We start from the raw sequence: 15,330 nt of genomic DNA, 5'->3' as shown, positions 1-15,330 counted from the left end.
CTGGATTATTCATCAAGGAATTCAAGATGACTCAAAATTTATTACTCGATCTGAATCAGGTCGCCAAATCCTTTAAAGCAGCAGATGGTAAATCGCGCCTGATACTGGATAAAGTTGATTTCCAACTCAAAGATGGCGAAATCGTCGCCTTGCTGGGCAAATCCGGTTCTGGCAAATCCACTTTACTGCGCATCATGGCTGGTTTGATACCGGCTGATGCGGGCAAAGTCGCTTATCGCGACAAGGCAATTGGTGGGCCAGTGGCAGGCATCGCCATGGTGTTCCAGTCCTTTGCCTTATTCCCATGGCTGACTGTGCAACAGAATGTGGAGCTAGGTCTCGAAGCTCAGGGTGTGCCAGCAGCAGAACGCGAGCAGCGAGCCGATGCAGTCCTCGAATTGATAGGTCTGGCTGGCTTTGGCGGTGCCTTGCCACGCGAGCTTTCTGGTGGCATGAAACAGCGTGTTGGTATAGCCAGGGCATTGGTCACCAATCCTGATGTGCTGCTGATGGATGAGGCTTTTTCTGCCCTGGACGTGCTGACAGGTGAAACTCTGCGTAATGATATGCTGGAACTGTGGGAAGAGGACCGTATATCCACCAAAGGTATCCTCATCGTTTCTCATAATATTGAAGAAGCTGTCATGATGGCAGACCGTATCATTATTTTGTCCAGCGACCCGGGCTCGGTCAGGTGTGAAATCAAGATAGACCTGCCCAGGCCGCGTGACGTGGATTCGATCGAAGTTCGTGCCTTGATTGATGAAGTATATGGTTTGATGACCATGCGCGCGACGCATGAGGCTGCGGCAGATACACCCAATACGCGTCATTTGGGTTATCGTTTGCCGGAAACAGATGTCAGCCGCATCGAAGGTATTCTCGATTTGCTGGCAGACACCCCATTCAATGGTCGTGCTGACTTGCCGCAATTGGCAGAAGAAGCAGAATTGTCGGATGAAGAATTATTCCCGACCTATGAAGCCCTGAGCCTGTTGGGTTTCGCCGTGCTGGAAAAAGGCGACATCATGCTGACGCCTCTTGGTAAAAAATATGTAGAAGTAGAGCAGGCGCAAAAGCAGGAATTGTTTGGTCAGCAATTGCTGACCCATGTTCCACTGGCGGCACATATACGTCGTAATCTGGAAGCGGAAACCAGCGGTAGTCTCTCTGAAGAGCCGCTAATAGATTTGCTGGAAGAGTTTTTGAAATCTGACGAAGCAAAACGCGTACTTGAAGTTGCCATTGAGTGGGGACGTTACGGCGAGGTGTATGAATATGATTATCATACGGGCCGTCTGACTTTGCCTGAAGGAAATCAGGAGTAATTGCTGCATATTCCTGTATAGAGTAGGGCAGGGGAACTTAGCAAAAATTCCTGCTGCCCACTTCCAGTTGCCCCAGAAGATGTGACATATCCACCAGGCGCTTGGCAACCAGATGCCTGACTTCGGCTTCGCATTGCCAGATGCCATATACGCCCAGCAGCGGCGCACTCAAGACTTCACTGCGCTGCTTTTCCAGCACATTTGGCCAGATAATCACATTTACCGGGCCGGTTTCATCTTCTATGGTGATGAAGATGACTCCCTTGGCCGTTTGTGGCCTTTGCCTTACCGTGACCAGACCACAGCCACGCGCAAATTGCCCTTGTTGAAAAGTATTCAGCATTTCTGCTGGCAAGAAGCGCTTGGCCAGCAATTGTGGTCGCAGCAAAGCAAGAGGATGGCGCTGCAGACTGAATCCGGTCGCATGGTAGTCGCTATAAATTTCCTGTGCTTCTGAAGGGGCTTTCAGTTGAGGCACCTGCTCCTGTATGCTGGTAACACGCAACAAATCTTTATCAGGCATGGCGCCTACTGCCTGCCACAAAGCCTGCCTTCTATGTCCGGCCAGCGATGACAAGGCATTGCCAGCAGCCAGTACATGCAAATCATGCTGACTCAACTGTGCGCGCTTTGCCAGATCATGCACATCAACAAAGGCCTGCTGCTGGCGCGCCTGCATGATACGCGAGGCGGCATCCTTGGACATGCCATATAACAAAGAGAAACCCATGCGCACGGTGGGTTGCATGGTTTCAGTAAATCTATTGAGTTTTGTCTCTGTTTCAAGTGAAGAATCCCAGTCGCTACAGGTCACATCGATGGCACTGACTTGCACATCATGGCGACGGGCATCCTGTATCAATTGCGAAGGCGAATAAAAACCTAAGGGCTGAGAATTCAATAGCGAGCATAAAAACACCGCAGGCTCATGGCGCTTGATCCAGCTACTGAAATACGCAAGAATGGCAAAGCTGGCTGAATGGCTTTCAGGGAAGCCATAATCACCAAACCCCTTCATTTGTTCGTAGATACCTTGAGCAAAATCGCGCTCATAGCCATTCTTGACCATGGTTTCTACTATCCTGGTTTCATAGCCCTCCAGGCCGCCTTTCCGTTTCCAGGCAGCCATTGCACGACGTAAACCATCCGCCTCTCCTGCTGTAAAGTCTGCTGCATGCATGGCGATTTGCATGACCTGCTCCTGAAAAATGGGTATCCCCAGAGTGCGCTCCAACGCTGCCCGCATACCCGGATTTTTATGGATTTCTACAGGCTGCTTGCCCTGACGCCTTTGCAAATAAGGGTGCACCATTCCGCCTTGTATAGGGCCGGGCCGCACAATGGCAATTTGTATCACCAGATCATAGAATTCTCTGGGCCTCAGGCGCGGTAACATGCTCATCTGGGCCCGCGACTCTATCTGGAACACACCGACGGTATCTGCCTTGCAGATCATGTCATAGGTCAGAGTATCTTCGCGTGGCACATCCTGCATGCACTTAGGTTTGCCTGGCAAGGTAGCCATCAAGTCAAAAGCCCGCCGTAATGCCGACAGCATGCCAAGGGCCAGCACATCGACCTTGAGCAAGCCCAAAGATTCAAGATCATCCTTATCCCATTGAATCACATTACGCTTTTCCATCGCTGCATTTTCTATGGGCACCAGCCTGGATAACTTGCCGCGTGCGATGACGAAGCCACCGCTATGCTGGGATAGGTGACGTGGGAAGCGCAGCAATTTCCCTGCCAACAAGGCCCATTGCTGGGCGATAGGAGAGTTGGTGTCCAGGCCACATTCAGTGAAACGCTTGAATAACTCTTGCTTGCTATCAAACCAGCGATGCGATTTTGCCACAGCATCGACGATCGCCAGATCTACGCCCAGTGCTTTGCCCACATCACGCAGGGCACCGCGCGGATGATAAGTGTGTACAGCAGCAGCTATTGCAGCGCGGTCACGTCCGTACTTATCATAGATATACTGCATGACTTGTTCGCGGCGCTGATGCTCAAAGTCGACATCGATATCAGGCGGCTCACCTCTTTCCTTGGACAGGAAACGTTCAAACAGCAGGGTATGTTTCTCTGGATTGACTTCTGTGATGTGCAGGCAATAACAGACGACAGAATTGGCAGCAGAGCCTCGCCCCTGGCAGAGTATTTCTTTTTGTCTGGCGAAATTAACGATATCAAATACCGTCAGAAAATAAGGTTCATAAGCCAGATCATTAATCAGGTGCAATTCATGTTCTATTTTATTTTTTACCGATGAGGGCAAACCTTGTGGATAGCGCAGATCAGCCCCTTTGTAGACCTGAAACTTTAAATAACTGGCAGGCGTATATCCTTTAGGTACTAGTTCATGTGGGTATTCGTAGCGTAATTCATTCAGTGAAAAGCTGCACAGGTCTGCGATTTTCACAGTTTCGGCCAGGGTATGCAGCGGATAGATTGTCGCTAACCTTAAACGCGAGCGCAGATGCTGCTCTGCATTCATCGCCAGGGTGTAGCCACATTCAGTGATGGGTTGACATAAGCGTATGGCAGTCATCGTGTCTTGCAAGGGCTTGCGGGACCTGACATGCATGGTGACCTGGCCAATGGCGACGACGGGCAATTGCACGGCTTCAGCTATCATATCAACTTGTTGTTTTTGATATTCATCTGCGATTTGCATGAGCAAATTCAAACCTATCCAGGCGCGACCATGGAAGTTTTGCTTCATCCACTTCGCCTGTTTCAGTAGTACACTACTTTCTGCAGGGTAGGCTGGCACCAGTATCAGCAGGCAATCTGGCAAGCCAGACAAATGCTCTAAACCTGGCGGTGGCGTGATGAAATCTTTGGGCGTCAATAAGTAACTACCCTTGGTTGCCCGGCATCTGCCAAGAGTGATCATTTCAGATAAATTGCCATAGCCTTCACGGTTTTGGGCAAGGGCAATCAGATGCACATTATTTTCAGGTGCTTCTACATCTTCCAGTTTAAAGTGAGCACCGATGATGAGATGCAAGTCGGTATTTTTTGCTGCTGTATATGCTCTTGCCAAGCCAGCAAAGGAGCATTCATCGGTAATGGCCAGAGCACGATAATCCAGTTTAATAGCACGTGCCACCAGTTCTTCTGAATGTGATGCCCCATGCAGGAAGCTGAAATTGCTCATGCAAAATAATTCGGCATATTCGGGCAGGAAGGCACTCATGTTGATATATCCAAAATACTATCCAAAAATGCCATGTAGGAACCAGACAGGTTCTTCACTGTCGGGGTCATTGGCGCGCTCGCGATAAATCCAGTAACGCACATGGCGCTTATCAACAGCAATGTAGTAATCCCGGGTTTGTATCTGCTCATGCCACCAGCCTGCTTCTATGCGCTCGGCTGGAGAAACAAGTTTGAGTTCTGATCCGTAAAAAGGACGATGTTCGTGGATATCCAACGCCAGCGGCTGCGGCAATAACCAGCTGGGGCGCAGGGCATAGTCTGCCAAAGTGGATGCAGGACAGGGAGGTGGAGTTTTCTTGATGACAGAAATCCAGTGATTGGCAATATCAGCCCTATGGTCTGCCTGTGGTGCTGGCTGCAAGACATTATCTTCGCCCAAGCGGGCGACTAATAGCTCAAGCAAACGTTTATGCTCATTTGCCTGACCTCCTGGTTCAGGGAACAAGGTATAGCTTTGTGCTTCGCGCAAGATAGTCTGTTTTACTTCCAGCAGCATACCGATGACGGCACTATGCAGCTTGAGCTGGCTGAGTTTTTCTTTAAACAAACTCAGCAGATGCGATTCTTGCCAGCATGCTTGTGCCAGTTGCAGATCAAACATGGTTGGTGGAATGGCCTGGCGACCACGTTCATGCAATAACTCCATGTGTATATGCGTAACCGCCAGTTGCTGCGCAGCCAGCCATCCCAGCAGTTGAGCCAACAGGCTGCGGGCAAAAATGAGCAGAGACTCTGCCTGCTCTATACGGTCTGGCAATTCCATTTTGACTTTGAATTCTGGCGCGGCCAGATACCATTCGTGTACTTCTGCCTGTTCACCATAAGCTTGATCCAGCTCTATGAGTAAAGCTTTGCCGCAACGCCTCTGCAGGCCAGGGCGGGGTAATTGCCGCAAATCCCGCAGGCTATAGCAGGCTATGCCCTGCAAGAATTCAGTCAAAGGTTCAGCTGCGGTGAGTAATTTGACTGGTAGCCTGTCCAGACGCTGGCTCAATCTTTGCAGTTTAAAGACATGCTGCCCTCTGGGTAATTTGCGCGATGCCTGCTTGGCCAATAACCACGCAGCCCTGGCAACGGGAGCAATGCCTGTCGTTGCTGTATAACCAAGAATGCGCATGCTTTCCTGCACGCGTTTACGCAAAGCGCGTATGCCACCAAATAAACTCAGGCTGGCACTGATATCAACCAGTATGCAATCGTTTTCTGCCAGGCAGACTTGTGGCGAGTATTGCAATAGCGCAGTTGCCACTGCCTGCAGTGCCAGTTTTTCTTTATTGTGGTCACGCTGATAGTAATCAGCATCTGCACATAGCATTTGCACACCACCCGCACGCATATTCAAACGTATGCCTGCCTGGTCGGCAGACTCAGACATGGACGTCACCCGGCCTTGATGGAGTATCACACTGACTTGTGTCTCTTGCTGAGCAAACAAGGGGGTGACAAACACCTCAAGCTGGAGTAAAGGCAGATGAACGGCTATCCACAGTGGTGGGCAAGTTGCCATAGTTTGTAACAAGTTTTTCTTTGCCTGGATGAGCATAGGCATACAAATAAGGATGATCGGGCACATGCAATGCCAGCGGCGCATCGCGCTGGCTGCCACGGCGTTTGAGGATGCCCAGTTCCAGTCCATATTGGCTGGTTTGCAAACTTAATCGCAAGGGAGCAGGAGAGGCTTGCTGTGCCGCCCGCATGTCACGCATCAAAAAGAATAAAGTCTCCGAGCTTTGCGCTGCCAGATGCAAACGACGCAAAGCTTCACTACGGATGCTGGATGTCCAGAACAGCAGCGCACCACAACTGCTATTGCGCAACACCTGTTCAGCCGCCCACAAGGCATCGACATGCTTCTGGCAGCGTATCCATATCAATTGCGATGCCTGCAAGCCTGTACATGCAAAAGCCAATGCCTGCGGTACATAAGGTGGCGTCAACAAAACAATGGGACGCCCTTCAAGTTGGCTTAAGGCGGGCTTCAGCAAGCTGAGTTCGGCAGTGCCAACCTGTGGCAGCAAAATTTCGGTTAATTGTCCCTGTGGCCAGCCATTGCCAGGTAGCTCATTATTGAGTTCTGCATAACCACTGGGCAAATAGCCGCCCTGACCACGCGCCAGTTGCGATGCACGCCACAATGCGGGGTGTATGCGTTCAGGTGGAAGTGAGGAAACGTGGGCCATATTACATATACTGATTAAATATACAGTATATGTAATATGGCGACAGACTTCAAAGTTTATTTAATGTGTCAGTACTATGAGACTGGAGTAAGAAATCACAGGTCGACGAGAAAACCACAGTTTACAATATACTGATTGTATATACAGTATTTTGTGTTAAAGTTCGATCCATGGATGAACGCATGGCTGTTTTGATGAAGTTCCTCTATCACATACCCACCGATATGGAGATTGAAATTATGGCAAACCTCGAACAGTCTTTTGATACGCGCTTCAGCCTGCAACTCGCACCTACCTCTTTTGTGATGCGCCTCGGACGTCGTGAGATATTTGTCTGCCGCGACTTCAGGCAGCGTTCTTACTATGTCAATCCTGTACTTGATTGCAGTACAGGCATACAAGCAGGACATCTGGAAATGCTGGTGTTTCGCAAATGGCTGATAATTTTGTCCAAAGCAAACTGGTAAGTTTGGGTTCTGCTGTTTAATCAACTATCAATTTATCCTTTAATAAAGTGAACAAATTTCTACTGCAAACAAAACCCTGATATTGCGGGATTGTTTGCAGAAGTTTGTTCCCATCAGGATAAATTTCTAGCTGAATAGATTTGAATAAAGTCTGAAGATTCAAATCTAAGCCTGCAAGAAAGGTCCGGGGCCAGGCCAGGGCTGATCAGTAATAGGAGATGCCAGTGCTTCGGCACATCCCTGTGCTGCACTCCATGCCAGATAGCGGCCGCAACGCTGGGTATCTTCCAGAGTATGGATATAGGTTATTTTGCCCCAGCGCATGCGCATGAACTGCATCACTACATTTTTGTAGGGGCCATCTGGTTGATGCGGCACGATGAAGTCAAGCACGGCATGGATGCGGGTATTCCATGGAGGCCCGATGACGGCAACTTCTTTTATCTCAAATTGTAAGCCTGGGAACAAGCGGTACAAGCGCTGCCACCATAAAGCCATGGAGGCGCGTGAATTGCGCAAGCCAGAAATCGGTGAATCGCCTTCAAATCGATATACAAAATCGTCCGTCAAATTATCCAGCATCAGACTGACATCGCCCGCGTTGATAGCGGCAAAGGTCTTGCGTAATTTGTTCTCAACGATATAAGCATACATGGCGAACTTTCACTGGCATAATGCAAGTAATATAAACAGTTAACTTGCATCAAGCAAGCTAAATTATGGAGCGCAGTTCCTTTTCTGATTTTTCTTGTTCTATAGCCCGCACGCTGGAAGTCATCGGCGAGTGGTGGACATTATTGATCTTGCGTGATCTGTTTCTGGGGTTCGAGCGTTTTGATGATATCCAGCGCAATCTTGGCGTGGCATCTAATATCCTGACCGCCCGGTTGAAAAAAATGATGGAACAGGGCATCGTTGAACGCAAAACAGACGCTCAGGATAAGCGTGTCTGGCGCTATAGCCTGACTCAGCAAGGACGGGATTTGTATCCAGTGTTATTGGCGCTGACTGCCTGGGGAGATAAATGGCGCACAGTAGAAGGGCAGCAGCCTTTGCTTGTACGCCATCAACATTGCGGTCATATCACCAGCGCTATACCCGCATGCACCATATGCAAAGAAGAATTAAGGCTGGAAAATATACACTTTGAGGCTGGCCCTGGTGGCAGAGAAACACCAGGCACCGCATTGATGGGACAAATACTGGGCCAGAAAAAATAGTACGGCTTCAAATTGACATAGATAAGTGAGATAGACTCATTCAAGTGAATTTAAATATTTTCCAGCGCTTTATCACATGCGGAAGCATCTTTAGTCAATATATCATTTTCGTTAAGCTTTCTGTCTCCAGAAATTTCAAGGGCAATTCCAGCGGCTGCCTCGGCGGGCATGCCATCTGTCCGCCGCAGATATTCAGCCTCGCCGACAATATCATCTCTTTGCACAGCCAAATCCCTGGGTTGCAGACTTTCACCTGGCAATTCAACTTTCAATTCATCGACCAGCATGAGCAAGGTCGCAGCGACAGGCAAGGCGAGCAGTGCGCCTCCTATGCCATATAAAGAACCACCCGCAATCAGGGCGAACAGCACGATGGACGATGGCAAACGCAATGCACGCCCATAAACAACGGGGATCAATACCCGGCTTTCAAACTCTTCATAGCAAAGCAGCAAAACGAATACCACAGAGGCAGCAATACCCCCGACAGCCAATGCAGCCAGCACAGCAGGTATCATGGTGAGGAAGATGCCAACAAAGGGAAGCACATCCACAATTCCACCGAAAGCCGCAATCGCGATCGCATTCGGCACACCGCAGGCAGTCAGCAAAATAAACAAAAAGACTGCCATCATCGCGCAAGTGAGAACCTGGCCACGCACATAACCACCTACGATGGTTTCAAGATTGAGCATGATACGCGCCAGTTTGATGTGGTGCGCACGAGGTATCACAGCAAACAAGGCACCGCGCAACCTGTCGCGGTCTATCATGATATACAGGGCGAGGAAGAACGAACCAGCACCATAGGCGACAATCTCAAAAAAGCCTCTTGAAAAAGCCATCGCCTCACTACTATAGGATTTGAAGAGAGCAGTGTACTGGATATGCTTTAAGCCATCTGCCAGGGATTCAGTGACTGGATAAGCAGCCAGAAATTTAATCAAGTGCCCACGCAATTCAGGTTCTTGCTTGATGAGACTGACAACCTGGGCAACAAACGGCGGCACAGTAAAAACAGCCAGCAAAATCAACACCACCATCAGTACAGCGAACACGATCGCTATACTGGCAAAGCGCCGGATTTTACGACGCTCAAGCCAGTCAACTGCAGGGTTAAGCGTGCCAACCAGCATCAGTGCAGTGATCAATACGAGTATGACAGGAACCAACTGAGAGAGAAGTGCAAAGCCCAGCACCACTCCAACAATGGCAACGATGGTCGATCGTGCCAGCTCAATACGAATAGTTCTCCTGGGCACAGGAGTAGTGATTTTTTGCGTAAACTTTTCTGGGGTTTGTGTCATGTCAGCACTTTTATTTTTTGGCTATTTACGCACAGCTTGGATCAAACTGTTAGCGGCTCAAGGTCAGACAGATCATTGCAGACTTTCTTGACGGCATCTGTGCGCTATCCCGCATGTGGCATTAAATCAACAACTGAATTATATCCGCACATTATCCCAAGCCTGGTTTGCCATTCTGCAATGTACAAGCCAGGCTTGAGATGCAATTAAACACCCGTCATGGCAGCAGGGCAGCCATGCCAGCTGGAATTGGCGGGAATATATTCGCCTTTCATCACTAGCGTCAAAGCGCCAAGGCTGGCACCATCAGCCACTACGGCACTATACAAAACAGAGCTGCGTGGCCCCATATAGACACGTTCACCAATGCTGACATGGTCAATTTTCATGACGCGGTCTTCAAACAGATGCGTTTGCGGGCAAGCCAGAGCATTGATTTCGCTATAGTCACCAATACTGACACAATCAAATTCGGTGATATCCGTCGTATCCATATACACACCTCGTCCAATTTTGCAGCCCAACAAATTGAATACCAGAGGCAACCATGGCGTCCCGCGCAGATAACGCATGAAATTGGGTACCGCGATCCCTTCATACAGGTTGGTAATGCCTTCAGAAATCCAGACAAAAGGAGTCCACATAGGAACGCTGCTCTTCTTGTAGCGAAAGATCAATAGCCATTTCAAGATCAATACAAAGGCAAAACTGCCTACACCATATAACAGACCCGCCACAATCAGGTAATACAAGACCTCATTCCAGCGGTCATCACCGGCCAGGGGCATCAAATCCAGGACAATGGTATAGCCAACCGCAATGACCATCGCGTGTGGTGCAATGATACGAAAAGCCTCGATCAGGCCACGCCCCAAACGGCGAATGATAGAAGGGTGGAAAGTCAGGTTTTCAGGAAATCCCTTGGTCTCTTCGCGGGCTGGCAAATGAATGGCGGGCGAACCCAGCCAGGTATCGCCTTCATTCATATGCTGGTTATCTGGTGCGCTGGAATGCACACCTATCAGTACATTTTCTGGCAAGATCGTACCATCAGGGATATACGCACCATTACCAACAAAGCTACGACGTGAAATCACGGTAGGATGCATGCTCATCCAGCCACAATCAATTTGCTCGTCCCCCAGCAATACTGCATCGGCAATAAAAGTCTCATCACCTAAAGTCAGCATGTCTGGTACCACGCCCAAGGCGGTGGAAATTTCGGCACCACGTCCAACTTTTGCGCCAAGCAAGCGATACCAGAAGGGGGCGTACACCGTCGCGTAGACACCGTGCAAGACATTCAGGCTGGACTCTTGTATCTGATTGACCAGCCATTTCCCGCAATATGTATTGCCATGCACCGGGTATTGTCCCTGTCTCAGGGGAGGCAAAATGCTCCAGCGTATGCCGGCGGACAGCAGGGCAGTGCACACTATCAATACTGCAGTTGCCGGGAAAGCCAGCAAGAAATACTTGACCAGTTGAAAAGCGACGGAATTGCTTTGCAGGCCAGGGAAAAGCTCGGAGTTATCAAACCAGTCTATCGTGACAAAACTAGGGAAAACCGGCATGAAAAACAGGGCGCTAATCAGCAGTGAGCCAAACACAAAAAATGTAGTCTCACCAATCAGACGCAAGCGCGTCGCCTGCGGCCTGGGCGGGAAAACCGATGCATCAAATGCACCAACATCTCTGGCTGGTGAGCCTTTCCAGATTCTGGATTTTGGTATGCGCTGACCTTCACTCAGGGCCGATTGCCCCTCCAGATGGCCACCAGCTTCTATGTGTACATTGCCTTCCAGCACTGCATACGAACCTGCATACGCATCATCTTCCAGCGTGATCACACCCAGGATTAATTCGCCATGCTGCACTCTGGCGTTTTCAAAATTGCTGGCATTACCTATGCTGCAACGGTCACCTATGTTTAACAAGTCCGGTGCGCGTAAGGTCATTGAGCCAATTACTACATCAGACCCTATTTTTGCGCCAAGGGCACGTAACCACCATGAGTACAAAGATGAACCGCTCAGCATGTAAGTTGGCGCAGCCTCCACCAGCCGGTCTGCCAGCCACCAGCGGTAATAAGTCCATCCCCATAATGGATAACGCCCGGCCTTCAAGCGTCCGGCAATCAACCATTTCCCGAAAATCGCGACAGCAAATTCTGTAAGAGTCAATAACAGGAAAACGCCGACAGACAATAACACTGCACGGGCAATAGAGTCGCCAGGGTCGCCAGTAAAAAAGTGATAAGCAAAAAATGGTGCCAGCCATTGCACCATGCGCATGGCTACCAGCCAGGGTATGGCCGCCGCCTGACCTACGCCGCAAAGCCAGCGTTTCCAGGCAGGAGCCGTCAGCCATTTTGTATTGTTCGCTGTTGCTGCAGCATCCTGAGTTTGCCCTGTGGACTCCAAAACTTGCAGCATCCTGGCGATAACTCTGTGTGTATAGATGTCGCTGATTCTGAAATACGCAAAACGTGGATGTTTGCGCAAGATTGACACCAGTTTTGCTGCCATCAGTGAATGGCCGCCGAGGTCAATAAAAAAATCAGAGCCACGTTGTATAGCTTGCCCAGGGAACAGACTTGCTAATGCCTCAAACAGCACGGCCTCGGTTTCGTTTTCTGGCGTATCTGAGGCTTTGTTCACAGCCTGTTTTGCCAAAGTCAGCTTTTTAAGTGTATTGCGGTCAATTTTGCCTGAGGTTAGCCTCGGCATTTCAGTCAGGTATTCAAAGCGGGCAGGCACCATATAAATAGGCAAGACCCTGCTTAATTCTGTGCGCAAAATAACAGCATGCTGCGCAAAAGCACTGGCATCCGCCTCTGCGGGAAGCTGATCATTGACCATGAAAGCCACGATCTGATCAATGTCCTCATCCTTGCGCAAGACAACAGCAACGGCACCCACGCCAGCTTGTTTGGCCAAAACAGATTCGATTTCCCCCAGTTCAACCCTGAAACCGCGGATTTTCACCTGATCATCAGCGCGTCCCAGACACTGCACACTACCATCGGTATTAAAACAAGCCAGGTCACCAGTGCGGTACAACCTGGTGTCATGCGAATCTTTGCCCCAGGGATTGGTCAGGAACTTTTCAGCCGTCAAATCAGGCCGGCCAAGATAACCCATCGCCACGCCAGGGCCAGAAACACAAAGTTCGCCGGTTTCACCAAAAGGCAGCAAACGCAAGCCATTTTCAACATCCGTAGCAATGACTAGCAAAGAATAATTTGGCAAGGGCCGGCCTATGTTGACGGCCTGATCAGCTTGTAGCTGCGCCAGGCTGGCAGACACACTGGCTTCCGTTGGCCCATAGGTGTTGAACATCTGCCGACCAAGTCGCGACCAGCGCTTGACTAGTACTTCAGGGCACATTTCGCCACCCAGATTAATCAGGCGCAAACTGTCAACCTCATGACTGAACAAAGCGAGCAGGGTAGGTACAGCGTGTAAAACACTGATACGGTTTTCATTCAGAGCCAGCGGCAGGGCATCTGGATCGGCTGTAATCTCCTTAGGTGCCAGCCACAGAGTGGCGCCAACCAGATAGCTGATCCAGATTTCTTCAAACGACATATCAAATGCCAATGAAAATCCCTGATACACACGATCATCGTGCCGTATACCCAATACATGGTTTTCACTGCGCAAAAAATTGCAAATACTGGCCTGATTCACCAATATGCCCTTGGGCTTGCCTGTAGAGCCTGAGGTATAAATGACATAGGCAGGATCTGTGCCTTCGACAGAACCGCGCCTCAGGGCAGTTTGCCCGACATCGGCCAACGCTTCCTCAGCCAGCCATTTTTGACAACTTAGCTCAGTTAATTGTGTCGCAAAAGCCTGACAGCTCAAGATACCAAATGCATTGGCGTCGTTAAGGCAAACGGCAATTCTGTCCACGGGCGTGTCAGCGTCAAATGGCAACCAGGCTGCGCCAGACTTGGCGATAGCCGCCTGCATGATCAATAAGTGAATGCCACGCGGCAGCCACAAACCGACAATATGCCCAGGCCGCGCACCTGCAGCGATCAAGACAGAAGCAACACGGTCTGCTTCAGTATTTAATTGCCGATAGCTGAGAGACTGCTCACCAGAGATCAACGCAATCTTGTCAGGAAAAGCCGCTGCACTTGCTTCAAGCAAATCGGCAAGAATCTCTTCCCGTAAAAAATCAAGCCTTTCCTCGCCATACAAAATTTCTGGGTTTGTTTTTGTGTCTGTGCTGCTAAACGATTGCATAAAAAATCTAAAGAGGAAAGGTCACTTAATATAGGCTAAATCTTGGCAGTAAAAGCCAAAAACATTCTTATGTTGAGAAATCACAACTAAAGTACCAGTTTACCATTTTGATAAATTCATCTTTGGTAAATATGAGTAACGAATTATTTCGGTTCAATTGTGCTATGTAGAATGTCACACAAGCGAGTCTCCACATCAAATCTAAAATATCCTTTATTTCGCATAATTTATATTATGTTAAATTAAGAATTGTATGAAAAACAAAGCGTTGCGGAAATTATGCCAACAATTCAAGCGCGTTATTACACTAATCCGTTGCCATTCGTGACAATAGTTGTTGCCATTCGTGACAATAATCCGTTGCCATACACGACGGTCGTTCGATCAGGTAATAATTGGCTTAAAAAGTGACAATAATTTGTTGCCATCCGCGAAAAATTTTACCCCGGCAGCTGCTTAATATTAAGCGGAAGCTATAGCTTCCCTATTTATGCCACTCAGTTTTGATGGCAGCTATATCCATCGTTTTCCATTCATCCTTCCAAAGTTCCCAGAAAGGAATATCGTTTGATGACGGTGCCGTTGTACATGGGTCTATTTGAACGATCGAAGGAAGGACAATTGATTCACCCACAAGCAGTGCCTCGCCTTGTTTGAGTGAAGTCATCTTGTCAATCAAGGAACCGAGGGAATCTGGTAGCAACTTCTTGACGTATCCTTGATCTACAGGATTCGTGAGGCGCATGGCAATGAAATTATTGCATTGAGAGAAAATGGTTTCAGAAATCTCAGAGGGCCGCTGACTGGCCAGTAGAAGCGTTACTCCGTATTTCCGTCCTTCTTTTGCAATCCGTTCAATGGACTGCTTGGAGGATCTATATTTCAATAGATCAGAGTTCGGGACATACTTATGGGCCTCCTCATACACCAGCAAAATAGGCACGTCGTTGTTAATTTTCTCATCAGGGTTATTCGCGCACCTTAACAGAGTCTCCGTAGATCTTCCTGATATCGTCAATGCCTGCAGGTTCGACTTGTTTTGGAGGAATCGCGAGAGAGTCCCCTCCTCGCTCGAATTTTCCATCCCTAATAATCCCCAGCGGAAATGCCTCGATCATGTAGTCCCGTTTTCCTCCGTTGCCAACAACGATTTGAAAATTTTCAATTATCGCAATCAATACTGCATTTTCGTTATCTGCGATTTTCAAATATGAGCCAACCTTCAAAGATTCTTCCGCGATCTTGAAATTTTCCAGGTCGTCAACAACGATTCTCACTTTGTCGGGAAAGACGGCAATCACCTGAGCATTAATGCCTTCTACGACTGCTTCTGTATTCATGTTCATT

General features: G+C 48.9%; 11 protein-coding genes. 3 read left to right on the top strand and 8 right to left on the bottom strand.

Going from position 1 to position 15,330, the window contains the following annotated elements:
• Positions 1–26: 26 nt before the first annotated feature.
• Complete coding sequence (locus DFR42_RS03325) at positions 27–1,328, top strand: ABC transporter ATP-binding protein (RefSeq protein WP_110253501.1); 1,302 nt, start codon at positions 27–29, stop codon at positions 1,326–1,328.
• A gap of 37 nt (positions 1,329–1,365) precedes the next feature.
• Here the strand turns inward: DFR42_RS03325 and DFR42_RS03320 are convergent, their stop codons facing one another.
• Genes DFR42_RS03320 through imuA form a run of 3 tightly spaced genes read right to left on the bottom strand, consistent with a single transcriptional unit; the run spans position 1,366 to position 6,733 of the window.
• Positions 1,366–4,530, bottom strand: a complete 3,165-nt coding sequence (locus tag DFR42_RS03320; protein WP_110253500.1) for an error-prone DNA polymerase — start codon at positions 4,528–4,530, stop codon at positions 1,366–1,368.
• A gap of 18 nt (positions 4,531–4,548) precedes the next feature.
• Positions 4,549–6,060, bottom strand: a complete 1,512-nt coding sequence (locus tag DFR42_RS03315) for a Y-family DNA polymerase (RefSeq protein WP_110253499.1) — start codon at positions 6,058–6,060, stop codon at positions 4,549–4,551.
• On the bottom strand, positions 6,005–6,733 hold the full coding sequence (gene imuA / locus DFR42_RS03310; RefSeq protein ID WP_110253498.1) for a translesion DNA synthesis-associated protein ImuA: 729 nt from the start codon (positions 6,731–6,733) through the stop codon (positions 6,005–6,007). The genes DFR42_RS03315 and imuA overlap by 56 nt, the downstream gene beginning before the upstream one ends.
• 239 nt (positions 6,734–6,972) lie before the next feature.
• On the opposite strand from imuA, the gene DFR42_RS03305 reads away from it, so the two are divergent.
• Positions 6,973–7,200, top strand: coding sequence for a hypothetical protein (locus DFR42_RS03305; RefSeq protein ID WP_110254220.1), 228 nt, complete (start codon positions 6,973–6,975; stop codon positions 7,198–7,200).
• Between the two features lie 165 nt (positions 7,201–7,365).
• Here the strand turns inward: DFR42_RS03305 and DFR42_RS03300 are convergent, their stop codons facing one another.
• On the bottom strand, positions 7,366–7,854 hold the full coding sequence (locus tag DFR42_RS03300; protein WP_110253497.1) for a nuclear transport factor 2 family protein: 489 nt from the start codon (positions 7,852–7,854) through the stop codon (positions 7,366–7,368).
• Positions 7,855–7,919: 65 nt separating this feature from the next.
• On the opposite strand from DFR42_RS03300, the gene DFR42_RS03295 reads away from it, so the two are divergent.
• Entirely contained in the window at positions 7,920–8,420 is a 501-nt protein-coding gene (locus DFR42_RS03295; protein WP_110253496.1) for a winged helix-turn-helix transcriptional regulator, read from the top strand.
• 50 nt (positions 8,421–8,470) lie between these two features.
• Here DFR42_RS03295 and DFR42_RS03290 read toward each other — a convergent pair whose 3' ends face one another.
• From DFR42_RS03290 to DFR42_RS29645, 4 genes are all read right to left on the bottom strand, one after another.
• Positions 8,471–9,727 (bottom strand): AI-2E family transporter, encoded by a 1,257-nt coding sequence (locus tag DFR42_RS03290; RefSeq protein ID WP_110253495.1) that lies wholly within the window; start codon positions 9,725–9,727, stop codon positions 8,471–8,473.
• 206 nt (positions 9,728–9,933) lie between these two features.
• Positions 9,934–13,983: a Pls/PosA family non-ribosomal peptide synthetase gene (locus DFR42_RS03285; RefSeq protein ID WP_110253494.1), complete on the bottom strand. Its 4,050-nt coding sequence runs from the start codon at positions 13,981–13,983 to the stop codon at positions 9,934–9,936.
• A gap of 484 nt (positions 13,984–14,467) precedes the next feature.
• The gene (locus tag DFR42_RS29650; RefSeq protein WP_245936815.1) at positions 14,468–14,926 is read right to left on the bottom strand and encodes an ATP-binding protein; all 459 of its coding nucleotides are present in this window, start codon (positions 14,924–14,926) and stop codon (positions 14,468–14,470) included.
• A 25-nt stretch (positions 14,927–14,951) separates the two neighbouring features.
• Positions 14,952–15,329, bottom strand: coding sequence for a hypothetical protein (locus DFR42_RS29645; protein WP_245936814.1), 378 nt, complete (start codon positions 15,327–15,329; stop codon positions 14,952–14,954).
• Between the last annotated feature and the right edge of the window lies 1 nt (position 15,330).

The sequence above is a fragment of the Undibacterium pigrum genome, assembly GCF_003201815.1.
In the GTDB taxonomy this organism is placed as follows: Bacteria; Pseudomonadota; Gammaproteobacteria; order Burkholderiales; family Burkholderiaceae_D; genus Undibacterium; species Undibacterium pigrum.
The sequence above is the reverse complement of the archived record's forward strand: the minus strand, read 5'-3'. Positions and strand labels throughout refer to the sequence as shown.

What these genes read in the sequence shown, in the direction of transcription:
- DFR42_RS03325 (WP_110253501.1), top strand. Translation starts at nt 27, where the DNA reads ATGACTCAAAATTTATTACTCGATCTGAATCAGGTCGCCAAATCCTTT.
- DFR42_RS03295 (WP_110253496.1), top strand. Translation starts at nt 7,920, where the DNA reads ATGGAGCGCAGTTCCTTTTCTGATTTTTCTTGTTCTATAGCCCGCACG.
- DFR42_RS03320 (WP_110253500.1), bottom strand. Translation starts at nt 4,530, where the DNA reads ATGAGTGCCTTCCTGCCCGAATATGCCGAATTATTTTGCATGAGCAAT.
- DFR42_RS03290 (WP_110253495.1), bottom strand. Translation starts at nt 9,727, where the DNA reads ATGACACAAACCCCAGAAAAGTTTACGCAAAAAATCACTACTCCTGTG.
- imuA (WP_110253498.1), bottom strand. Translation starts at nt 6,733, where the DNA reads ATGGCCCACGTTTCCTCACTTCCACCTGAACGCATACACCCCGCATTG.
- DFR42_RS03300 (WP_110253497.1), bottom strand. Translation starts at nt 7,854, where the DNA reads ATGTATGCTTATATCGTTGAGAACAAATTACGCAAGACCTTTGCCGCT.
- DFR42_RS03285 (WP_110253494.1), bottom strand. Translation starts at nt 13,983, where the DNA reads ATGCAATCGTTTAGCAGCACAGACACAAAAACAAACCCAGAAATTTTG.
- DFR42_RS29645 (WP_245936814.1), bottom strand. Translation starts at nt 15,329, where the DNA reads ATGAACATGAATACAGAAGCAGTCGTAGAAGGCATTAATGCTCAGGTG.
- DFR42_RS03315 (WP_110253499.1), bottom strand. Translation starts at nt 6,060, where the DNA reads ATGGCAACTTGCCCACCACTGTGGATAGCCGTTCATCTGCCTTTACTC.
- DFR42_RS03305 (WP_110254220.1), top strand. Translation starts at nt 6,973, where the DNA reads ATGGCAAACCTCGAACAGTCTTTTGATACGCGCTTCAGCCTGCAACTC.